The following is a 20,402-nucleotide window of genomic DNA, read 5'->3' on the forward strand; positions in this document are numbered from 1 at the left end:
CTGTACGCCGCGGCACCCGCACCGACCGCCGTCGACTGCACGCCGTCGGCCAACGATTCCGAACCCAACGACGTCGAAAGGTCGCCCGTGGCATTGGCCACGGCACCCATGGCCACCGCTTCCGCGCCGGAAGCGAACGCACCCACGCCGTTCGCCGTCGAGGCGAAGCCGCTGGCGTTCGCGCTCGCACCCACGGCCGTGCCGCCGACACCCGCGCTCGTGGCACCGGTATCCACCGGCACGCCGCCGTTGGTGATCAGCGGATTGCCGTCTTCGTCGACCGCGTTGCCGCCCACCGCCACGCTGCCCGGGCCGTCGGCCTCGGCGCCCGTGCCGAACGCCGCGCTGTTCTGGCCCGTCGCGACCGAGCCGTAACCCACCGCCGTCGCCTGCTGGCCCGTCGCCACCGCGCCCGAGCCGAACGCGCTCGCACCGTCCGCTCCCGCGAACGCACCCGAGCCCGCCGCCGTGGCGTACTGCCCGAGCGCCTGCGCATCGTCGCTGCCGTCGTTCAGGCCGCTCGCCTTGAAGTAGTGGCTCGCGTCGCTGACGCTGCTCGCCACGTCGTCCAGCTGCGACTTGTTCACCGCGTCTGTCGCTTCCGTTCCCGCGGCCACGTTGGTGATCTGCCGGGTGGCCGCCGGATAGAGGGTGCCGCTGTAAGCGTCTTCCCACGGAGCGGCCGCACCTACCGAGATCGTGTTCTCGCGATCGGCAAGCGAACCGTAACCCAGAGCCACGCTGTTGTTGGCGGTCACCCTGCTTTCGGTTCCCAGTGCCGCTCCATACTGTGCAAACACCGTGCTGCCTTCGCCCAGTGCCACGGAATATCCGTTGGCATAGGCTCGATCGCCCAGTGCCGTGCTGTAGTCGCCAAGGCCCAGGCTGGCACTGCCGAGCGCCGTACTTCTGAGGCCACTGGCGCTGGCATTCATGCCCATCGCGGTGCCGCGCACGCCGTCGCTCGTGCTGCCGGTACCCACCGCTGTCGAGAAGTCACCGGAAGCCGTCGAGAAACTGCCGATCGCCGTGCTGGACTCGCCGGTGGCGTTGGATATCCAGCCGATCGCTATGCTCTGCGATCCCGCCGCGGTGCTCTGGGGGCCCACCGCCGTCGACACATCGCCATAGGCACTGGACGAGGCACCCACCGCCACGCTGCCCACGCCCACCGCGCTGGCCGCGCTACCCAGCGCGGTCGAACCGTCACTGTACGCCGCCGCGCCCGCGCCGACCGCCGTCGACTGCACGCCATCGGCCAACGACTCCGATCCCAGCGAGGTCGAAAGATCGCCCGTGGCATTGGCCACGGCGCCCAAGGCCACGGCTTCCGCGCCGGAGGCGTAAGCGCCCACGCCGTTGGCCGTTGCCGCGAAGCCGCTGGCGGTCGCGCTCGCACCCACCGCCGTGCCGCCCACGCCCGCGCTCGTCGCGCCGGTGTCCACCGGCACGCCGCCGTTGGTGATCAGCGCGTTGCCGTTTTCGTCCACGGCATTGCCGCCCACCGCCACGCTGCCCGGACCGGTCGCCTGCGCGTTCGCGCCGTAGGCGGCGCTGTTCTGGCCCGAGGCCACTGCGCCGTAACCCGACGCCGTCGCCTGCTGGCCCGTCGCCACCGCGCCCGATCCGAACGCGCTCGCACCGTCGGCGCCCGCGAACGCCCCCGAGCCCGCCGCCGTGGCGTACTGGCCGATGGTCTGCGCATCGTCGCTGCCGTCGCCGTTGCCGCTCGCCTTGAAGTAGTGGCTCGCGTCGCTCACGCTGCTCGCCACCTCGTCCAACTGCGACTTGTTCACCGCGTCGGTCGCTTCCGTACCTGCGCCGACGTTGGTGATCTGCCGCGTCATCGCGGCATGCACCACGCCGTTGCGATCGACCCAATCCTGCGACGCACCGACCGACACCGTATTGTCGCGCACGGTCATCGAGCCCGAACCCAGCGCCACCGAACCGGCGTTGTTCGCGTAGCTGCCCGCACCCAGCGCCACGGCACCCTCGAATACCGCCGTGCTGCGCGAGCCGATCGAGATCGTATCGTCGAGCGACGTGCCTGACTGGTAACCGAGCGCGATGGAGTTATTGCCATAGGCCGCCGCTTCGCCACCCACGCCCGTGGCATTCTCGCCGTAGCCGATGGCGAATTCGCCCAGTGCCGTGGCGTTGTTCTGGTAAGCCGCCGCGCTCCAGCCCAGTGCGGTTCCGCGCGTACCGCCCGCCGCGGCGAGCAGGCCCACGGCCGTGCCATAGTCACGCGAATAGGCACCGGCACCGAACGACGTGGCGCCATAGCCCAGCGCCTGCGTATGCAGGAACGCCGCACCGCCGGGAATGCCGTAGAGAATGTTCGCCTGGCCGCCGACGGCCGTGCTCGATTCGCCGAGCGCCTCGCTCTTGTAGCCCATGGCCATGGCGTAGTCGGCGGAGGAATTCGCCGAAGCGCCCAGCGCGATGCCTTGCACACCCATCGCCTGTGCATTCGCGCCCGCCGCGTAGCCGAGCGAACCGGCCGCAAGCGCATGGTCGCCGAAGGCCATGCTCTGCGCGCCGGTCGCCTGCGCGCCGGCACCGTAAGCCGCACTCGCGTCGCCGTCGGCGACACTGCCGTAACCGGTCGCGGTGGACTGATTGCCCGTAGCGACCGCGCCGCTGCCGATGGCGGTGGCGCCGTCGGCGGCGGCGAACGAACCCGAGCCCGTCGCCGTCGCGAACTGGCCGAGCGCCTGCGCGTCGTCGGTGCCGTCGTTGTTGCCGGTGGCCTGGTGATAGCGCGACACACCGTCGACATCGTCGGAAAGCTGGCTGACCGTGCCCTCCACGCCATCGACGCGCGTGGATACCTTGTCGACCGACGTCGACAAGGTATCCACCTTGTTCGACACGCCGGTGACGTTGGTCGATACCTTGTCGAGCTGGCGCTTGTTCACCGCGTCGGTGGACTGCGTACCGTCGGCAAGATTGGTGAGCTGCCGCTCGGCGTTCTGCGAGCCGATCGAGACCGTGTTGGCCCGATTGGCGATGCTGTCGCTGCCGAGCGCGACGGCGTTCTTCGCCGTGGCCTGCGCGTCCGTGCCGAAGGCGGAACTGGCCGAACCGCTCGCCACGGAGGACTCGCCCACCGCCACGGTATCGGTACCGATGGCGCGGGAGGACTGACCCAGTGCGGTGGACCACGCGCCGGTGGCCTGCGCGTCATAGCCGTACGCGGTGCCGTCGTCGTTGGCCTTCGCCTTCGTGCCGACGGCCGTGCTGTATTCGCCGCCGGCCTTGGCGGAGGTGCCGCAGGCGAACGCATCGGCGCCCTTGGCGACCGGCGCCTTGCCCTGCAGGCCAAGCAGGTAGCCGCCGCAGACGTTGCTGCCGTCGCCCGCGTGCGCCGGCGCGCTGCCCAGCGCCAGCAGCATGCCGGCGGCCAGGGGCAGCGCCGCCATCGCGGCGCGCGCACGCTTGGCGGACCCGCCCTTGCCGTTCGCGCGCGCGAGTTCCGACGCGACCACGAGCATGCCCAGCGACTTGTTCCAAACCTTGCTGTAAATGGTATTCACGAAAAACTTCCTCCCAGGTGGCCGCTCAAGAGCGAATAGATGCGCGCACCGCGCCTTGCGCGGTTCGTCGCCCGTCCGTCGCCGTCGCGGCGGACTTGCCGTCCAAAACCGTTCCCCTTACCCCGTACCCCATGCCGCGAAGGAAAGAGGCCCCGGCGGACGGGGCCTCTTTCGCCGTCGCTTACTTCGTGTACGTACCCAGGACGCTCACGCCCGAATACGCTTTCTCTCCCTTCACGGTCAGCGTCCAGGTGCCCTTGGCCGGCTTGGCGGCCGTGAACGGCTCGGAGTTACCCGGACGGTTCGGCTGCGTCGTGACCTTGCCCGACGGGTCCGTCACGCTGATTGATACGTCACCCGAGCCGCCGTAGGTGCGCAGGCTCAGCGTCTTCGCGTTGGCCGGCACGTCGAGCGTGTACGCCTTGGTGGCACCCACCGCTCCCTTCTGACCGGTCAACGCGACGTTGTTGCTCAACGCGATGCCCGGGGGCGGAGGCGGCGCGCCCCACGCGTCGAACTGCTTCTGCGTCTCCGCATCGGACAGGCATGCGTTGAGGCTGCTGGCCTGGCCGGCGGTGACGAGACCGTCGGCGGCGAGCTGCGAGGCGTAGGCGGTGATCGCGCTGCGATAGGCACCCACGTCGGTGGAAGCCCCGGCGAGGATCTTCGCGTTGGCGATCACGTTGGCGCCGATGATCATGCCGCCCGGCACCACCCGGGGAATGCCGGTGTCGCAGGTCAGCAGCAGCTGGTTGCTGTAGTCGATACCCCAGCCGATGTCCTTGAACAGCGCCGGACCGAGGTCGAGGTCGATTTCGCCACGCAGATCCTGGTTGATGGCGTATTCCATGATCGCGTTGGGCGTGAGGCGCGTGTCGTAGTGCGAGAACGACGAGCCGCCCGCGAGCACGGTAGGCGCATAGATCTGCACGCCGTCGGCGTTGGTGCCGGCCAGGCCGTTGCCCTTGGTCACCGCACCGGTGAGACCGGAGAGGTTGGCCTTGAGCTTGTTGCCGTCGGCCTGGCTCACCAGGATCACCGGGATGTTCACCGGCGAGGCGGGCGTGCCGCCCGGGGTGACCGCGCTGGCCTGGTTGTTCGCCAGCAGCACGGCGGTGGCGCCGGCGGCCTGCGCGTTGAGCGACTTCACGGTGAAATCGCAGGTGCCGCGATCGATCAGCGCCACCTTGCCGGCGATGGCCGATGCGTTGGTGATCGCGTTGCAACCGTCGTTCGGTACGGCCTGCACCACGGCGCCCGAGAAATTCGAACCGGTGGCGAGCGGCCCGAAGCTGGCCTGCGCGAACGGATAGTCACCCACGGCGCCGGCCGGCGCGGACACGCGGTAGATGTCGGGCTGCGACAGCGCGAGCGGCGCCTCGGCCACCACGGTGGCACCAGTGAACGCGAGGTTGCCGTCGTCGACGGCCGCGGAAACGCGTTGCGCATTCGTCAGGCTGTACCAGGGCGTGCCCTTGTACTTGACGTAATAGCTGTAGATGTCCGGATTGCCCTGGAACGGCAGGCCGGTCGTCAGGCTATCGAGGCCAAGGAAACCCAGGCCATGCGACATCTCGTGCAACACGACGTTGAGGAAGTCGATCTGGCCGGAGGGAACCTTGTGGTCGAGGCCCATGTACCACTTCGAACCCTCGATGCATCCGGGCGAACCCAGGGCGCCGTTGAACTGGCTCTGGATGTCCGGATTGCCCGGATCGCCGTCTTCACCGGCGATGGCGTCGGCTTCGGCGCCCGTCACCCACGTATTCGCGGGGACGTTGCCCTGCGGCGAATCGAAGGTGAACACCGACACCGGGCCCGACGAACCCAGCACGCCGCCGGTGGCGTCGCACTCCAGCGGCTCGAAGGTCGCGTTGTTGACGATGGTGACGTCGCTCTTGAGGTACGCGCCGTGGATGTCGGCGGCGAACAGGAAGACGTTGAACGCCTGCTCACCGAACGTCGTTCCCGGGTTACCTCCGATGGGCGTGGCGGGCGTGTGGTCGTCGAAGCCCTGGCCGGTGCCGACGTCCTGGTTGACGATCTTGATCGTGGCGGCATCGACGCTCATGGCGCCGAGCAGGCCTGCCGCGAGAAGGGCGGTGTAGAGAAGTCCGCGACGATTCATCGGGTGGCCTCCGGAGCCTTCGGCGCGGCCTGGTCGCCGTCGTGGTGGATGCTGATCGTGCCGTCCGCGTTGCGGGTGGCGACGACGCTGCTCATCATTTCCTGCGGCACCTTGACGGCCGTGCCGCGCATGCCGTTGCCGAAGTCGACCGTGCGCACGGTCTTGGCCGCGTCCGCCCGCGTGAGCGGCTGCGCCGAGAATGCCGACACCCGGCGTTGGCGCTGCTGCATCGCCTTGGCGTAGGCGGCCCGCTCGGCATCGGTCGGTGCGCGCAGCTGATGCGTGGTCGGATCGATGGCCACCTGGACGCTTGCGGCGCCGGCGTGCGCGGTGGACTGCTTGGACGGCGTGTCGGCGGCGTATGCCGCTCCCGCCACGGTAAACATGCCCGTCAGCACGAGGCCGACGGCCTGTGCCAGTGTTCGTGAAGTCATTACCTTTACCTCCCAAAAACGGCGCCGGGACCCCTCCCTGCACGCCCACCGGCGAAGGCCCCCTCGCCGGTGCAAAGACGTCACGGACACCGCGCCCCCTACGCGGGTCCACGGCCGGCGAACGAATCCGCCGGCCGGTGTCGCTGCTATGGCTTGGTGAAGCTCGCCAGCACGGTGACGTTGGCGAACGCCTTCGTTCCGGCATTCACGGTCACGTACCAGGTGCCCGCCGCCGGCTTGGCCACGGTCACGGTCTCGCTGTTGATCGACGGCCTGGCCGAGGTGAAGTCGTAGGCGGTCGACGTCGCGGCCGCGCCGTTCTTCACGTAGATCGACACGTCGCCGCTGCCGCCATAGGTGCGGAACGCGAGGTTGCGCGCACCGGCGGGCACGTCGATCTTGTAGGCGATCGTGGTGCCCGACGCACCACCCTGGCCGGTGAGCGCGGCGCCGTTGGTCAGCACGATGGCCTCGTCACCGGGATTGCCGGTGTCGTTGCCGAGCGCCTTGTCGATCGCCGCATACGCGTCGACGATGCCCGTGCCGATGGGCTCGTCCGGCGTGGACGGGAAGCCCTTCGTCGTGGAGACGAGGTAGCCGCGGATCTGCGCGGGCGTCGGCGTCGGCAGGTTGGCGCCCTTTACCGCCGCGAGCATCAGCGCGACGGTACCGGAGACGTGCGGCGCCGCCTGCGACGTACCCGCGTAGCCACCGTAGGTGGCGGCGCCCGGTTCGTGCGCACCGGCGTTGAGCGCCTGCCAGACGAAGCCGGCGTAGGGCGTGGACGTGCCCGACGATGCGTCGTTGGGATAGATGCCGCCGCCGGGCGCGGATAGCGCCACGGTCGATCCGTAGTTGGAGTAATACGCCCGCTTGCCCGTGATGCCGTTGGAGGCCACGGTGATCGCGCCCGGGCAGCTCGCCGGCGAATAGTTGGCCGCATCGTCGTCGGAATTGCCCGCCGACACCACCACCGTGGTGCCGCGCGAGATCGCCATCGTGATGGCGTCGGCCGTGACGTCGTCGTCGCCGCACGTGCCTTCGCCACCCAGGCTCATGTTGATGACCTGCGCGGGATGGGTGTTGTCGGGCACGCCGTCGACGTGGCCGCCGGACGCCCAGACGATCGCGTCGGCGATGTCAGAACTGAGTCCGCCGCAATGGCCGAGCACGCGCACGGGCAACACCTTGGCCTTGTACGCCGTGCCCGCCATGCCGGTGGTGTTGTTGGTCAGCTCGGCGACGGTGCCCGACACGTGGGTGCCGTGCCAGCTGGAATCTTCCTGGGGATGGTCGGCGTCCGCGCAACCGCCGTTGACGGCGAGGTATTTGTCTTCGGTGGTCCAGTCGCCCGGATCCCAACCGCCGGGAACGCGGCCGTCGGTGGAGCGGCCGGAGTAGAAGGCGTCGGTGATGAAGTCGTAGCCGGCGTCGGCCAGCGAGGTGTCGAGGTCGGGATGTTGCGTGATGCCGGTATCGAGCACGGCGACGACCACGCCGTTGCCGTCGGAAAGGTTCCATGCGTTCGCCACGTTGGCGCCGCCGCGATTGGCGTAGGCCACGGTATCGCCGCCGATCGTCTCGGGCGTGCCGTTGGCCGGGCGCAGGTGCCACTGGTATTTCGCGTAGTTGGCATCGTTGGGCACGAACGGCGTGACGTCCGTCGCGCGAACGTCGTCGCCCGCCCGCATGATCACGTCGGCCTGCACGTGGCTCACGGCCGGGTTGGATGCGATCTGCCGGATCAGGGCCACGGCATCGTCGTGCGAGAGCTTGCGCGACGTGCGCACCAGATCGGCGCCGGTGGCGAGCTTGCGGCTGTACGTGGCGAGCACGGTGCCGCCCTTGCCCGCGCGAAGCTGTGCGCTCGTGGCCGAGGTACGCGACAGCGCCGCGGATACGGCCTGCGTGGCGGCGGCCGAACTGCTGCGCTCCTGCGTGCCGTCGCGATAGGTCACGATGAAACCGTCGTACCCACCCGGCGAATGCAGGTTCGATACGTTGAAAGTGGCGGACACGCCCGCACTGGCGCAGAACGCGGCGGGCGCAAAGCCCAGGACGAGCGAGGCGACGAGCGCCCTCGCACTGTTGCGGATTACCATGTGCACTACCCCTGTCTCGTGGTACTGCTCGTGGACGACCGATTGCCGGCCATCCTCCCTTGATGCCCGATAAGGGCATCCCCTGCATAAGGTCTTCTTCCCTTCGAAGCGCTTCCCGGGCGTCGGCCTCATGGCGACGGTCTTTGGAACCTAACAGCACGAAAATACGAACGTCAATATTTTGACAGCATCTTTTTCCCTGGCCTTACGCTCTAGGCGAAAAGTCTCGTCAAGACTCGATTCGGACGTCCATATGCGTTTCAATTCAAAACCTTGCGCGGCGATAACACGCGCACTCCGCATTCAAACCATCGTCTCAAAACAAAGCAAATCATGGACTTGATCGACATCGGCGCCAACCTCACCCACGATTCCTTCCGTCAGGATTTTGACGATGTACTGGCCCGGGCCAGCGCCCACGGCGTGGGCCGGATGATCGTCACGGGCGCCTCCCGCGAGGGAAGCGAGCACGCCCTGGCCATCGCGCGGGCGAGCGGCGGACGCCTGTTCGCCACCGCCGGCGTACACCCGCACCACGCCATCGACTACGACGATCCGACCGACCAGGTGCTCCGTCGTCTCGCCGCCGAGCCGGAAGTGCGGGCCGTCGGCGAAACGGGGTTGGACTACAACCGCAATTACTCGCCGCGAGAGGTGCAGCGCGAGGTGTTCGAGCGTCAGCTGGCCATCGCCGTGGAAGTGGGCAAGCCCCTCTTCCTGCACCAGCGCGACGCGCACCATGATTTCCTCGCCATCCTCAAGCGCTATCGCGACCGCGTGCCCGCGGCGGTGGTGCATTGCTTTACCGACAGCGGCGAGGCCCTGCGCGATTACCTCGACCTCGACTGCCATATCGGCATCACCGGATGGATCTGCGACGAACGGCGGGGAGCGCACCTGCGCGAGCTGGTGAAGCTCATTCCCTCGAACCGGTTGATGATCGAGACCGATGCACCCTACCTGTTGCCGCGCACGTTGCGGCCGATGCCGAAGGATCGACGCAACGAGCCGATGTATCTGGCGCATATTCGCGATGAAGTCGCGCGGGATCGTGGGGAGTCGCGCGAAGCGTTGACCGAGTCGACGACGCGGACGGCAGAGGCGTTCTTCGGTTTGTAGCTTTCGCTACGGATGATTCGCCGATGCGATCGGCTCCCACCCCTTCGGTAGCAAGGTTCGCGCGAGCTATCTACCGGAGGAGTGGGAGCCGATCGCATCGGCGAAGGATATGCCTCAGTCCGAATGCAGCCCCGTCAACGCCGCCTCGGCCAGATCGATTTCCCGAACCAGCGTGCGCAAGGTCTCGTCGTTGATCTCGTGCCTGCGGCGCAAAGCCTGCAATTCACTGCGCTCGGCACGTAACGCGGCCAGCCGCATCAGCCGCTCCGTACCCGCCTCGGCGCGTGCGCGCTCCGGTACGTCGCCCTCCTCTCCCGCCGCTTCGAGCCGCTGCTGGTAATCGGTCATCACCCGCGCCGCCACGCGCGACGCGAGCGCGACGGCACGGTCGTCGCCACCGTCTTCCACGCGTTTCTGCTCGTCGCCGATGCCCCGCAAGGCCGCCTCCGCGGCCAACGCGCGTGCCTTGCGTTCCTCGCGCACGCGCGGATCCTCGCCCGGCAGCTTCAGTCCCTTCACGAGCAGGGGCAGCCCGATGGCACCGAACACCAGGGTGCACAGGATCACGCCGGACGCGAGGAAGATCATGAGTTCGCGGGTGGGGAAAGCTACGCCTTCGTCCTTCATCAACGGCAGCGAAAGCACGCCCGCCATCGTGATCGCTCCGCGCACACCGGCCAGCGCGGTCGTCCAGATCAGCCGAGGACCGGCCTTGGGCCGCTTTTCGCCCCTGCGCAAGGCGCGCATGAACACGAAGCGCAAGGAGACCCATACCCAGATGAAGCGCAACACCACCAGCGCGAGCGTGATCGCCACCACGTAGCCGGCGAGATACCAAAGCTCGCCACCGCCGGCCTGTGCGAGGTCGAGCTTGGCGCCGTCGACGATGCCAGGCAACTGCATGCCCAGCAGCAGGAAGATCAGCCCGTTGAAGGTGAACTCCACCATCGACCATACCGCGAACGTCTGCATGCGCGTAGCGACGTAATTGCCCTTGCCGGTATCGGTGTAGTTGAGCGTCATGCCCGCCGCCACCGCGGCGAGGATGCCGGATGCGCCGAAATGCTCGGCAAGCAGGTAGGCCGCGAACGGCAACAACAACAGCATGACCACCTGGCTCGCCGGATCCACTTCGCTGCTCCAGCGCACCAGTCGGCGACGGAACAGGCCGAAGGCACGCCCCACGAGGATGCCCGCGGCGATACCCCCGACGGCCATCAGCAGGAAATCCAGCGCGGCACTGGGCAGGGAAAAATGACCGGTGAGCTCCGCCGTCACCGCGAACTGCAATGCGACGAGGCCCGACGCATCGTTGAGCAAGGCCTCACCGGAAAGGATGTGCGCCAGGCGTGACGGCAACGCCGTTCCGCCGCTGATCGAGGTGACCGCCACCGCATCGGTTGGCGATAGCACCGCCGCGAGTGCGAAAGCCACCGCCAGCGGCACCGTCGGAATCATCCAGTGCACGAAGTAGCCGATGCCGACGATGGTGAAGAACACCAGCCCCACGGCCAGCGCGAGGATGGGCCCCCGCAACAGGAAAAGTTCCCGCTTGGGTATGCGTGCCCCATCGGCGAACAGCAACGGGGGAATGAACAGCAGGAAGAACAGCTCGTGGTCGAATTCCACGTGCATGCCGAGCGGGCGCGCCAGTAATGCACCGAGGGCGATCTGGACCAGCGGCAGGGGAAGCCGGATCGGTAGCAACCGGACGATGGCGCCGGACAGGGCAACGACGAGAAGGAGGACGAGGGTAGTGATGACGAGATCCATCCCGGGACGCTACCCAAGCCGCTCGTTCCAGGGCAAGCGGGCCAAGCGGTTCCCTCCCCGTTTTCGGCCGTCTCTCCGAAAGAAATTCAGGTCGCAATATCTCTCAAAAATCGCAATTTCCTGCTTAGGACTTATTCCTATTGTTCCCTTGCGGGACAGGGGTTTACGTTAATTTCACGCGCCGGTTCGGCGCCGTCGGCAAGCGCGCTTCAGGGGCAGACGAAACGCGCGCAACCGGCTTTTCGCCATCAGGCGTTTTGCTCGTTTTGGGGAGAACCGACATGCCACACCCGCTTTCGCTCCTACCCCCTTCCATAGGCACGCCCGCGCACGCGCCTTGACGACCTGACGTCGTACGCCCTGCAAGAGGCGACGGCGCCAGGCTGCTTTCCCATCCCGCGACCCATCCGCCCGTGAGGGCGAAACATCCGCGTGCCGCGCGGGTGCGGGTTGCTTTTCGCCTCACGTAGCTCCTCAGGAGGGTAGGTCCCATGCAGTTTGCAACACGATCCATGCGTCACCGGAGGCGACTGGTCCTCGCCACCGCGATCGCCGTCGCCATCGGCGGCGCGGGCAACGCCCTCGCCCAGAGCAACGCCACCGGTTCGATCTTCGGTTCGGCCACGCCCGGCGACGTCGTGCACATCGAAAACACCGCTACCGGCCTGCGTCGCGACATCACCGTCGACGACAGCGGCCGTTACCGCGCCAACTCCATGCCGATCGGCACCTACGACGTGAGCCTGATGCACAACGGCGCCGTCGTGGACTCGCGCAAGGGTGTTTCCACGCAGATCAGCCAGGGTACCGACGTTTCGTTCTCCGCCCCGGCCGCCACCGCCGCCGAGGCCACCAGCCTCACCGGCGTGCAGGTCACGGCCAATTCGCTGCCCAGCATCGACGTCAGCTCGGTCGACTCGCGCACCGTGCTCACCGCCGACCAGCTCAGCAAGCTGCCCATTGCGCGCACCTCGATCAGTTCCGTGGCGCTGCTCGCACCGGGCACCACGCCGGCAGCCCGTGGCTACGGCAACGCGCTCTCCTTCGGCGGGTCGTCGGCTTCGGAGAACGCCTATTACATCAACGGCTTCCAGGCCACCAACCCGCTCACCGGCGTCAGCTCCCGCCAGCTTCCCTACGACGCCATCGACCAGGAGCAGGTACTCATCGGCGGCTATGGCGCCGAGTACGGTCGTTCGACCGGTGGCGTGATCAACGTGGTGTCCAAGCGCGGCTCGAATGAGTGGAAGGGCGACGTGCAGGTGCTGTGGTCGCCCGACTCACTGCAGCAGCAACCGCGAAACGTCACCCAGCGCAACGGTATCCAGATCCAACGCGGCAACCCGTATACCTGGCGCGACCAGGAGAACCTGCAGTACTCCGGCTCGTTGGGCGGCGCCCTCATCAAGGACAAGCTCTTCATCTTCGCCGCCGCCGACTGGATCAAGCAGACCGGAAACTACACCGGCCCCAGCACGGTGAGCGACGACGAGCACGACAACAGCAAGACCAAGCGCTGGCTCGGCAAGATCGACTGGAACATCACGGACAACAACATCCTGGAATTCACCGGCATCGGCGACACCGAGACCCTCGACCGTTCGATCTACGCTTACAACTACCAGACCGGTCGGGGCGACTACCTCGGCCACCAGTACACCAAGAACTACAACGGTACGCAGACCAATGCCACGCCGGGCGGTCAGACCTACATCGGCCACTACACCGGATATCTCACCGACGACCTGACGGTGAACGCGATGTACGGCCGTTCGCATTCGGACCACCAGCAGGACGTCACCGCAGCCAACGCGTCTTGCCCGTCCATCACGGATAAGCGTATCGAATTCGCCGGCAACCCACAGACGGGCTGTACGGTCGGCGCAACCACCTCGCTGCTTCCGGGCGCGAAGGACAGCACCCGCGGCTGGAGCGTGAACATCGAATACCGGCTCGGTGACCACGATCTGCGCGCCGGTGTCGACAACTACGTGCTTCGCGCCACGTGGGGCGCGGTACCGGTGGGCGGCACGTCCTACACCTATAACGACGTCGGCAACGGCCAGGCCATTCGCGACCGCCTGAGCAACCTGGGTCTGGACCCGGCCCTGTATAACCCCGCCGACTTCCCCAATGGCTATTACGTGGAATCGGCGGCCCTCTCCACGGGTACCTCCGCACGCACCAACCAGCGTTCGCAGTTCGTCGAAGACAACTGGCAGGTGTCGGACCGCTGGCACGCCTACATCGGCCTGCGCAACGAGCAGTTCACCAACTACAACGGCGTGGGCGAGGCCTATGCCAACGCGCGCCACCAGCTCGATCCGCGCCTGGGTGTGTCCTGGGACGTCTACGGCGACAGCTCGCTGAAGATCTACGCCAACGCGGGCCGTTATCACCTCGGCTTGCCCACCTCGGTGGCGGTGCGCGGCGCCGGTCCGTCGACCTTTCCCTCGCAGTACTTCAGCTTCACCGGGATCGATCCGACCACCGGCATTCCGACGGGCCTCGGCCAGGGCGCCTATTCGGGTACCTATTTCAACAATGGCGCCAACGGCGTCCCGCCCGATGCCAAGACCGTGTCCGCGCAAGGGCTGCACTCGTACTACCAGGACGAATACATCCTCGGCTTCGACAAGCAGCTTGCCGACAACTGGACCTTCGGCGGCAAGGCGATGTTCCGCAAGCTCCGCAGCCTGATCGACGACGACTGCGACTCGCGTCCGCTGCAGGCCTGGGGCGATGCCCATGGCCTGTCCGACGAAGTGGCCGCGGGCCTGGGTCGCAGCACGGGTTGCTGGCTGTTCAACCCGGGTCGGGCCAACACCTTTACCTTGTCGCCCGCCCCCGGCCAGTACCTGAGCATCCCGCTGACCGCCGACGATCTCGGCTTCCAGAAACCGCTTCGCCATTACTACATGGTCGACCTGTACCTGGAACATCAGTTCAGCGACAAGTGGTACGGCAAGGTCGACTACACGTATTCGCGCAGCTACGGTAATTCCGAAGGCCAGCTCGACTCGAACATCGTGCAGGCCGACGTGTCGACGACGGAAAGCTGGGACTTCCCGGAAATCATGGAGAACACCAACGGCGACCTGCCGAACGACCAGAAGCACCAGCTGCGTATCTACGGCACGTACGCGCCCACCGAGGAGTGGCAGTTCTCGACGGTGACGCGCATCGCGTCGGGCTATCCAGTGAGTTGCCTGGGCCTGCGTCCGTCTTCGGTCGGCGGCGATCCGTTCGGCTATCACAACAATTACTTCTGGTGTAACGGCGAACCGGCGCATCGCGGCAGCTTCGGCCGCACGCCCTGGACGTACACGCTCGACATGAGCGCCGCCTGGAAGCCGGCCTTCGCCGACCACAAGCTGACGTTCAGCGCCGATATCTTCAACCTGCTCGGCAAGCAGCGCGCCACGCAGTACTACGAGTACGGCCAGACGGCCGGCGGCGTGGCCGATCCTCAGTACAAGAGCGCCCGCTCGTTCCAGGACCCGCGTTACGTGCGCCTCGGTGCTCGCTACGACTTCACGCTCTAAGGCATCCACATAACGACAACACAGCTGCACGTTTCCCCGGATATTGGCCGCCCAGTGATGGGCGGCCTTTTTTTCCGACTCGCCGCGCAAGATATTTTCGAAGATGAAACCTTTGTCATCTTCGCTCCCCTCGACGATGCAATTTTCCGAGGTTCATGCGACGCCCGTCGCACCGCGAGAGCACTTCGCAGCTTCGTGCGGCGACGCACCCATGCGATGGTCCACAGCGCAATCCCCGCAAGGTATTCCGTTCATCATCCGCGCATTGAGCCCTCCCGGGGACAGCGCGTAGCTTCCGCTTGCTTGTTTCGATTTCGTTAATCGACACACGCAACGGCTCGCGTGGATGCATCGATGCCGCTAGGGGGCTTCGGACGGCCAAACCAGAACCACTGTCGCGCACCTCGCCAAGGCATGCGCGACGCCTTGCATCATTTGGCCATTGGCCGGGGAGACCATCATGGATTCGCGTTATTCGTATCGAAGCGCCGCACGGCGTTCGCTTGCTTTCGCCATCGCGATAGGACTGGGCGTCGTGTCCGGTCAGGCGCTGGCGCAGAGCACCGCCGGCAGCGTGTTCGGCACCGCCCAGCCCGGTGCCACCGTCACGGCCACCAACACCGGCAACGGCGTGAGCCGTTCGGCCACCGTCGGCAGCGACGGCCGGTTCAACATCGTGTCGTTGCCGCCGGGCACCTACAAGGTGACCTCCGGCTCATCGCAAACCCGCGAAGTGCAGGTGGTGGCCGGCCAGGGCTTCAACCTCAACCTGGCCGCGGCACCGGCCGCCACGGCGGCCAACGCCGAAGACCTCGGCACCGTGTCGGTGCGTGCCAACGCGTTGCCGCCGATCGACGTCACCTCGGCGCAGACCACCACCGTCCTCACCTCCGACCAGATCAAGGCCCTGCCGATCGCCCGCAACCAGACCGCGGTGGCGCTGCTCGCCCCGGGTGCGACGCGCGGCGACAGCGCCTTCGGCAACCTCGCCTCCTTCAGCGGCGCATCGGTGGCCGAGAACAGCTACTACGTCAACGGTTTCAATCTCACCAATTTCTTCCAGAGCCTGAGCTACTCGCAGGTGCCCTTCGAGGCCATCGACTCGCAGGAGATCCAGGACGGCGGCTACGACGCGCAGTACGGCAATTCGACCGGCGGCGTGATCTCGGTCAACACCAAGCGCGGCACCAACGAGTGGAAGGGTGGCGTCGACTTCACCTGGAACCCGTACCAGTTCCAGGCGCATCAGCCCAATGTCTATCTCAACAACGGCGAACTTTCGCGCAACGACCGCCATAACCAGAACTACCTGATCGGCAACAACAACAGCGGCAATGCCACCGACTTCGGCCAGCGTTGGAACGCGTGGCTCGGCGGCCCGCTGATCAAGGACAAGCTGTTCATGTTCGCGCTCGTCGGCGGCACGCGCACGGCGGACAGCCATTACGGCGACGCGGTGGGTTCGGGCGACTACAACCGAACGACCATCAAGGCGCCCACCTACCTCGTCAAGCTCGACTGGAACATCAACCAGAGCAACATCCTGGAATACACCGGCTTCAGCGACAGCACGACGGAGCAGCAAAGCATCTACGGCTACACGTACGACGATCGCGGCCAGCCGCATCCGGGAGATTACCTCGGTCAGGATTACGACAAGACCGGCGGTATGACCAACATCCTGAAGTACACCAGTTACGTTACCGACGATTTCACCATCACCGCCCAGTACGGCAAGAGCAAGAACCGCCGCAGCAACTACGCCACCGCCGCCAACGGCATCGTGGAGGAATACGACGGCAATATCTTCGACGCCGCCAATTCGCCGGGTTGCCCGACCATCTTCGACAATCGCACGCCCGTCAAGAACGGCGCCGCCGGCCTTCCCCACTGCAACTTCGCTGGTGGCTCGCTCGACACGCCAGACGGTGAAGACAAGCGCAACTCCGGCCGCATCGACTTCGAGTACCACCTCGGCGACCACGACCTGAAGGCCGGCTGGGCGCGCGACCATTTCGAGACCGACACCGGCACGGCGTACGAGGGCGGCGCGGACTACACCTACAGCTCGATCTCGCCGGACATCCTCGGCCACGAGCCGACGCTCGACCCGGCCGACAACGTCGTGCAGCGGACGATCTTCGCCACCGGCGCCAAGGTCGGCGTGACGCAGAAGTCGTACTACCTGCAGGACGAGTGGCACGTCACCGATAATTTCATGGCGCGCATCGGCGTGCGCAACGACGGCTTCGAGAACAGCAACAGCCTCGGCCAGACCTACGTGAAGCAGGTGCACAGCTGGCAGCCGCGTCTGGGCTTCTCCTGGGACGTGCACGGCGACTCGACGCTGAAGATCTACGGCAGCGCAGGCGACTACTCGCTGCCACTGGACGGCAACGTCGCGCTGCGCGGCGCCTCCGCCTCGCTCTATACGAGCCAGTACTTCAGCTACACGGGTACCGACCCGCGCACCGGCGCGCCGATCGGCCTCGGCCCGTTGCCGCCGGGGTATGCCGCCGCCTTCCCGTCGCGCGACAAGCCCGTGTTCCAGAACGGCGAGGCCGGCGTGGTGCCGAACCCCGGTGCCGTGGCAACCAAGGACTTGAAGCCGTTCAAGCAGCGTGAGTTCATCCTCGGCGCGCAGCAGCAGGTGGCCGACTGGACCCTTGGCGTAAAGGCGATCTACCGTCGCATCCTCACCGGCATCGACGACTCGTGCGATTTCCGTCCGATCGCCAAGTACGCCAACGCCCATTACGGCCTCAACCTCGATACCGACAGCCTGACGCCGGCCGACTCCAACGTACCTGGCTGCTACATCTTCAACCCGGGCAGCAAGGTCGCGCTGCGCACGCCGGTGGATGCCACGGGCACGCTGTACGACATCAACCTGTCGGGTGCCGACGTGGGCGAGCCGAAGTACAAGCGCGCGTACGAGGCCCTCCAGCTCACCGCGGAGCGCAACTTCGACAACACCTGGTACCTCAAGGCGTCGTACGTCTGGTCGCACCTGCGCGGCAACTCCGAGGGCGGCGTGGATTCCAGCAACGGCCAGGCCGACACCGGCACCACCGAGTTGTTCGACTACCCGGAGATCATGGCGGGTACCAACGGCTACCTGCCGAACGATCGCAAGCACACGTTCAAGATCTACGGCGCGTGGCAGATCGACGACGAATGGATGGTAGGCGCCAACGGCGTGTTCCAGACCGGACGTCCCGAAAACTGCTACGGCCTGAACCCGATCGACGGCGTGGTGGACGGCGGCTATGGTTCCGGCTCGTACCTCTACTGCGACGGCGACATCGTCAAGCGCGGTTCGGCCGGCCGCACGCCGAGCTACTGGAACATCGACCTCAACGCCGCCTACAAGCCGGTCTGGGCGAAGGGCCTGACGATCTCCGCGAACGTCTTCAACATCTTCAACAAGCAGCGCACCACCACAATCAACGAAGTCGGCGAAGACGACAGCGGCTCATCGCTGGCGGGCAGCACGTACAAGATCCCCACGGGATTCCAGCAGCCGCGTTACGTGCAGCTGTCGGCCGAGTACGACTTCTCGCTCTGAACCGTTTCACAACAAGACCGGGGAGCGCGCCATCCGGCGCGTTACCCCAGCGATGCTCCCCAGATCGCCGCCCGCTCCCACGGGCGGCTTTTTTTATCCGTAGACCGCCGATGTGGCGGGGTCGCCTTCTCCGGCGCCCGGCGGTGGGTTCCTGCGTGCGCAGGAACGACGAGCTGCACGATTCAGCGTTACCTGCAAATAACCTCACGTCGTTCCTGCGCACGCAGGAACCCAGCGCCTCGCGGTCGGGCGAGCGACCGCGCGCCGTCGGCTCTTTCAGAGCACCGACGCATCGCCATCCGCATCGTCCGCGAAGCGCAGGTGCTTCACGCTTCGCCCATGCCGGCGCACCAGCTTCAGCGCTTCCACACCGATCCGGATGTGCCGTTCGACGAAGTTCGCCGTGACCGCCGCATCGCTGGATTCGGTTTTCACGCCCTCGGGAATCATCGGCTGGTCGGACACCAGCAGCAGCGCTCCACAGGGGATGTGGTTGGCGAAGCCCGCGGCGAAGACGGTGGCCGTTTCCATGTCGATGGCCATGCTGCGCGTACGGCGCAGGTACTCCTTGAACGCCTCGTCGTGCTCCCAGACGCGCCGGTTGGTGGTGTACACCGTGCCGGTCCAGTAGTCGTGGCCCAGGTCGCGGATCATCGTGGAGACGGCGCGCTGCAACTGGAACGCAGGCAGCGCGGGCACCTCGGGCAGCAGGTAATCGTTGGAGGTGCCCTCGCCGCGGACGGCGGCGATCGGCAGGATGAGGTCGCCGATGGCGTTCTTCCGCTTCAGGCCACCGCACTTGCCGAGGAACAGCACCGCCTTGGGCTCGATGACGCTGAGCAGGTCCATCACCGTGGCGGCATTGGGGCTGCCCATGCCGAAGTTGATCAGCGTGATGCCGTCGGCCGTGGCGTTGGGCATGGGCCGGTCGCGGCCGCGGACCTCCACGCCGTTCTCCTGGGCGAATCGCTCGACGTAGTGGCCGAAGTTGGTCAGCAGGATGTGCTGGCCGAAAGCCTCCAGGGGCGTGCCGGTATAGCGCGGCAGCCAGTTGGAGACGATCTCTTGCTTGGTTTTCATGGGAATCCGGATCGCGCGTGCGCCGGCGGCCGGATCGTCGCCTGGGACGGGGCGGCCGACGGCACGGTTACCGGCGACGCCACGCCGGCGAGGTGCCAATTTATTCGTGCGAGTGTAGCATCCGCGTCCAAGGGCGTCGCGGACGCTATCCACGGGGGTGGTGCCGATGCGCATCGGCTTGGCGATCGACGCGGCATGCGACGTGCCGCAGGCATTCATCGAAGCGAACGGCATCACGGTGCTGCCGATCGCGGTCAACGTGGACGGCCAGCGGTTCGTCGACGACCGCGCGCCGGCGGAAATCGCCCGCTTCATCGAACGGAACCTGGGCGGCCGCAGCCATTCGGCGGAAACCGAACCCAGTTCGGTCGAGGACGTGCAGCGACTGTTCCTCGAGCGGATGGTCGGCGAATACGACTGCGTGGTCTGCCTCACCATCATGGCCACGCGCAGCCCCATCCACGACAACGTCATCAAGGCCAGCTTCGCCATCCTGAAGAATTACCGTCCCATCCGGGAAGCCGCGGGACGGACCGGCCCCTTCCTCATGCGGGTGGTGGACACGCGGAACATCTTCGCCGGCTCGGGCCCCGCCGTGGCGGAAACGGTCCGGATGATCCGCGAAGGCCGTTCGCCGGCCGAGGTGCGGGAGCGCGCGGCCCACGTGGCCGATTGCAGCTACGGCTACATGCTGCCCCGCGACCTCAACTACCTGCGCTCCCGCGCGCGCAGCAAGGGCGACCGCAGCGTGAGCCTGCTTAGCTCGATGCTCGGCACCGCGCTCGACATCAAGCCGATCCTGCGCGCCCACCGCGGCGAGACGGCACCCGTGGGCAAGGTGCGCGGTTTCGAACAGGGCGCGCAGTCGCTGTTCGATTACGCGGCCCGGCGCGTACAGGCCGGCCTGCTCGTGCCGTCGCTGTCGCTCAGCTACGGCGGCGACCTCGACGTGATGCGTAACCTGCCCGGCTACGACGCGCTCGTACGCGCCTGCGCCGACGCCGGCGTGGAGATGCTGGAGAGCCCCATGGGCATCACGGGCATGGTCAACGCGGGCGAGGGGGCCATGACCCTCGGCCTCGCCTCCGAAGACCACACCGCCTCGTTCTGA

At 66.7% G+C, this 20,402-nt stretch carries 10 protein-coding genes; 4 read left to right on the forward strand and 6 right to left on the reverse strand.

Annotated elements, in window-relative coordinates:
* The 4 genes from JNG39_RS18115 to JNG39_RS18130 all read right to left on the reverse strand — a co-directional run.
* Positions 1-3,542: ESPR-type extended signal peptide-containing protein (locus JNG39_RS18115; RefSeq protein ID WP_368313381.1), on the reverse strand; the 3,542-nt coding region annotated here is incomplete at its 3' end.
* A 181-nt stretch (positions 3,543-3,723) separates the two neighbouring features.
* Positions 3,724-5,670 carry a PA domain-containing protein gene (locus JNG39_RS18120; RefSeq protein ID WP_368313382.1) on the reverse strand — a complete coding sequence of 649 codons (1,947 nt, stop codon included), beginning with the start codon at positions 5,668-5,670 and terminating at the stop codon, positions 3,724-3,726.
* Entirely contained in the window at positions 5,667-6,104 is a 438-nt protein-coding gene (locus tag JNG39_RS18125) for a hypothetical protein (protein ID WP_368313383.1), read from the reverse strand. The genes JNG39_RS18120 and JNG39_RS18125 overlap by 4 nt, the downstream gene beginning before the upstream one ends.
* Positions 6,105-6,250: 146 nt before the next feature.
* Complete coding sequence (locus JNG39_RS18130) at positions 6,251-8,206, reverse strand: S8 family serine peptidase (RefSeq protein ID WP_368313384.1); 1,956 nt, start codon at positions 8,204-8,206, stop codon at positions 6,251-6,253.
* Positions 8,207-8,539: 333 nt separating this feature from the next.
* On the opposite strand from JNG39_RS18130, the gene JNG39_RS18135 reads away from it, so the two are divergent.
* Complete coding sequence (locus JNG39_RS18135; protein WP_368313385.1) at positions 8,540-9,325, forward strand: TatD family hydrolase; 786 nt, start codon at positions 8,540-8,542, stop codon at positions 9,323-9,325.
* Between the two features lie 114 nt (positions 9,326-9,439).
* On the opposite strand, the gene JNG39_RS18140 is transcribed toward JNG39_RS18135, so the two are convergent.
* Entirely contained in the window at positions 9,440-11,098 is a 1,659-nt protein-coding gene (locus JNG39_RS18140; protein ID WP_368313386.1) for a Na+/H+ antiporter, read from the reverse strand.
* 491 nt (positions 11,099-11,589) lie between these two features.
* Between JNG39_RS18140 and JNG39_RS18145 the strand changes: the two genes are divergently transcribed.
* Both JNG39_RS18145 and JNG39_RS18150 read left to right on the forward strand, forming a co-directional pair.
* Positions 11,590-14,643, forward strand: a complete 3,054-nt coding sequence (locus JNG39_RS18145) for a TonB-dependent receptor (RefSeq protein WP_368313387.1) — start codon at positions 11,590-11,592, stop codon at positions 14,641-14,643.
* A gap of 460 nt (positions 14,644-15,103) precedes the next feature.
* Positions 15,104-18,211, forward strand: a complete 3,108-nt coding sequence (locus JNG39_RS18150; RefSeq protein ID WP_368313388.1) for a carboxypeptidase regulatory-like domain-containing protein — start codon at positions 15,104-15,106, stop codon at positions 18,209-18,211.
* Positions 18,212-18,487: 276 nt separating this feature from the next.
* Here the strand turns inward: JNG39_RS18150 and JNG39_RS18155 are convergent, their stop codons facing one another.
* Positions 18,488-19,291 (reverse strand): AMP nucleosidase, encoded by an 804-nt coding sequence (locus tag JNG39_RS18155; protein ID WP_368313389.1) that lies wholly within the window; start codon positions 19,289-19,291, stop codon positions 18,488-18,490.
* 166 nt (positions 19,292-19,457) lie between these two features.
* On the opposite strand from JNG39_RS18155, the gene JNG39_RS18160 reads away from it, so the two are divergent.
* Complete coding sequence (locus tag JNG39_RS18160) at positions 19,458-20,402, forward strand: DegV family protein (protein ID WP_368313390.1); 945 nt, start codon at positions 19,458-19,460, stop codon at positions 20,400-20,402.

Origin of the sequence: Luteibacter sp. CQ10 (assembly GCF_040900725.1) — a bacterium.
GTDB lineage: Bacteria > Pseudomonadota > Gammaproteobacteria > Xanthomonadales > Rhodanobacteraceae > Luteibacter.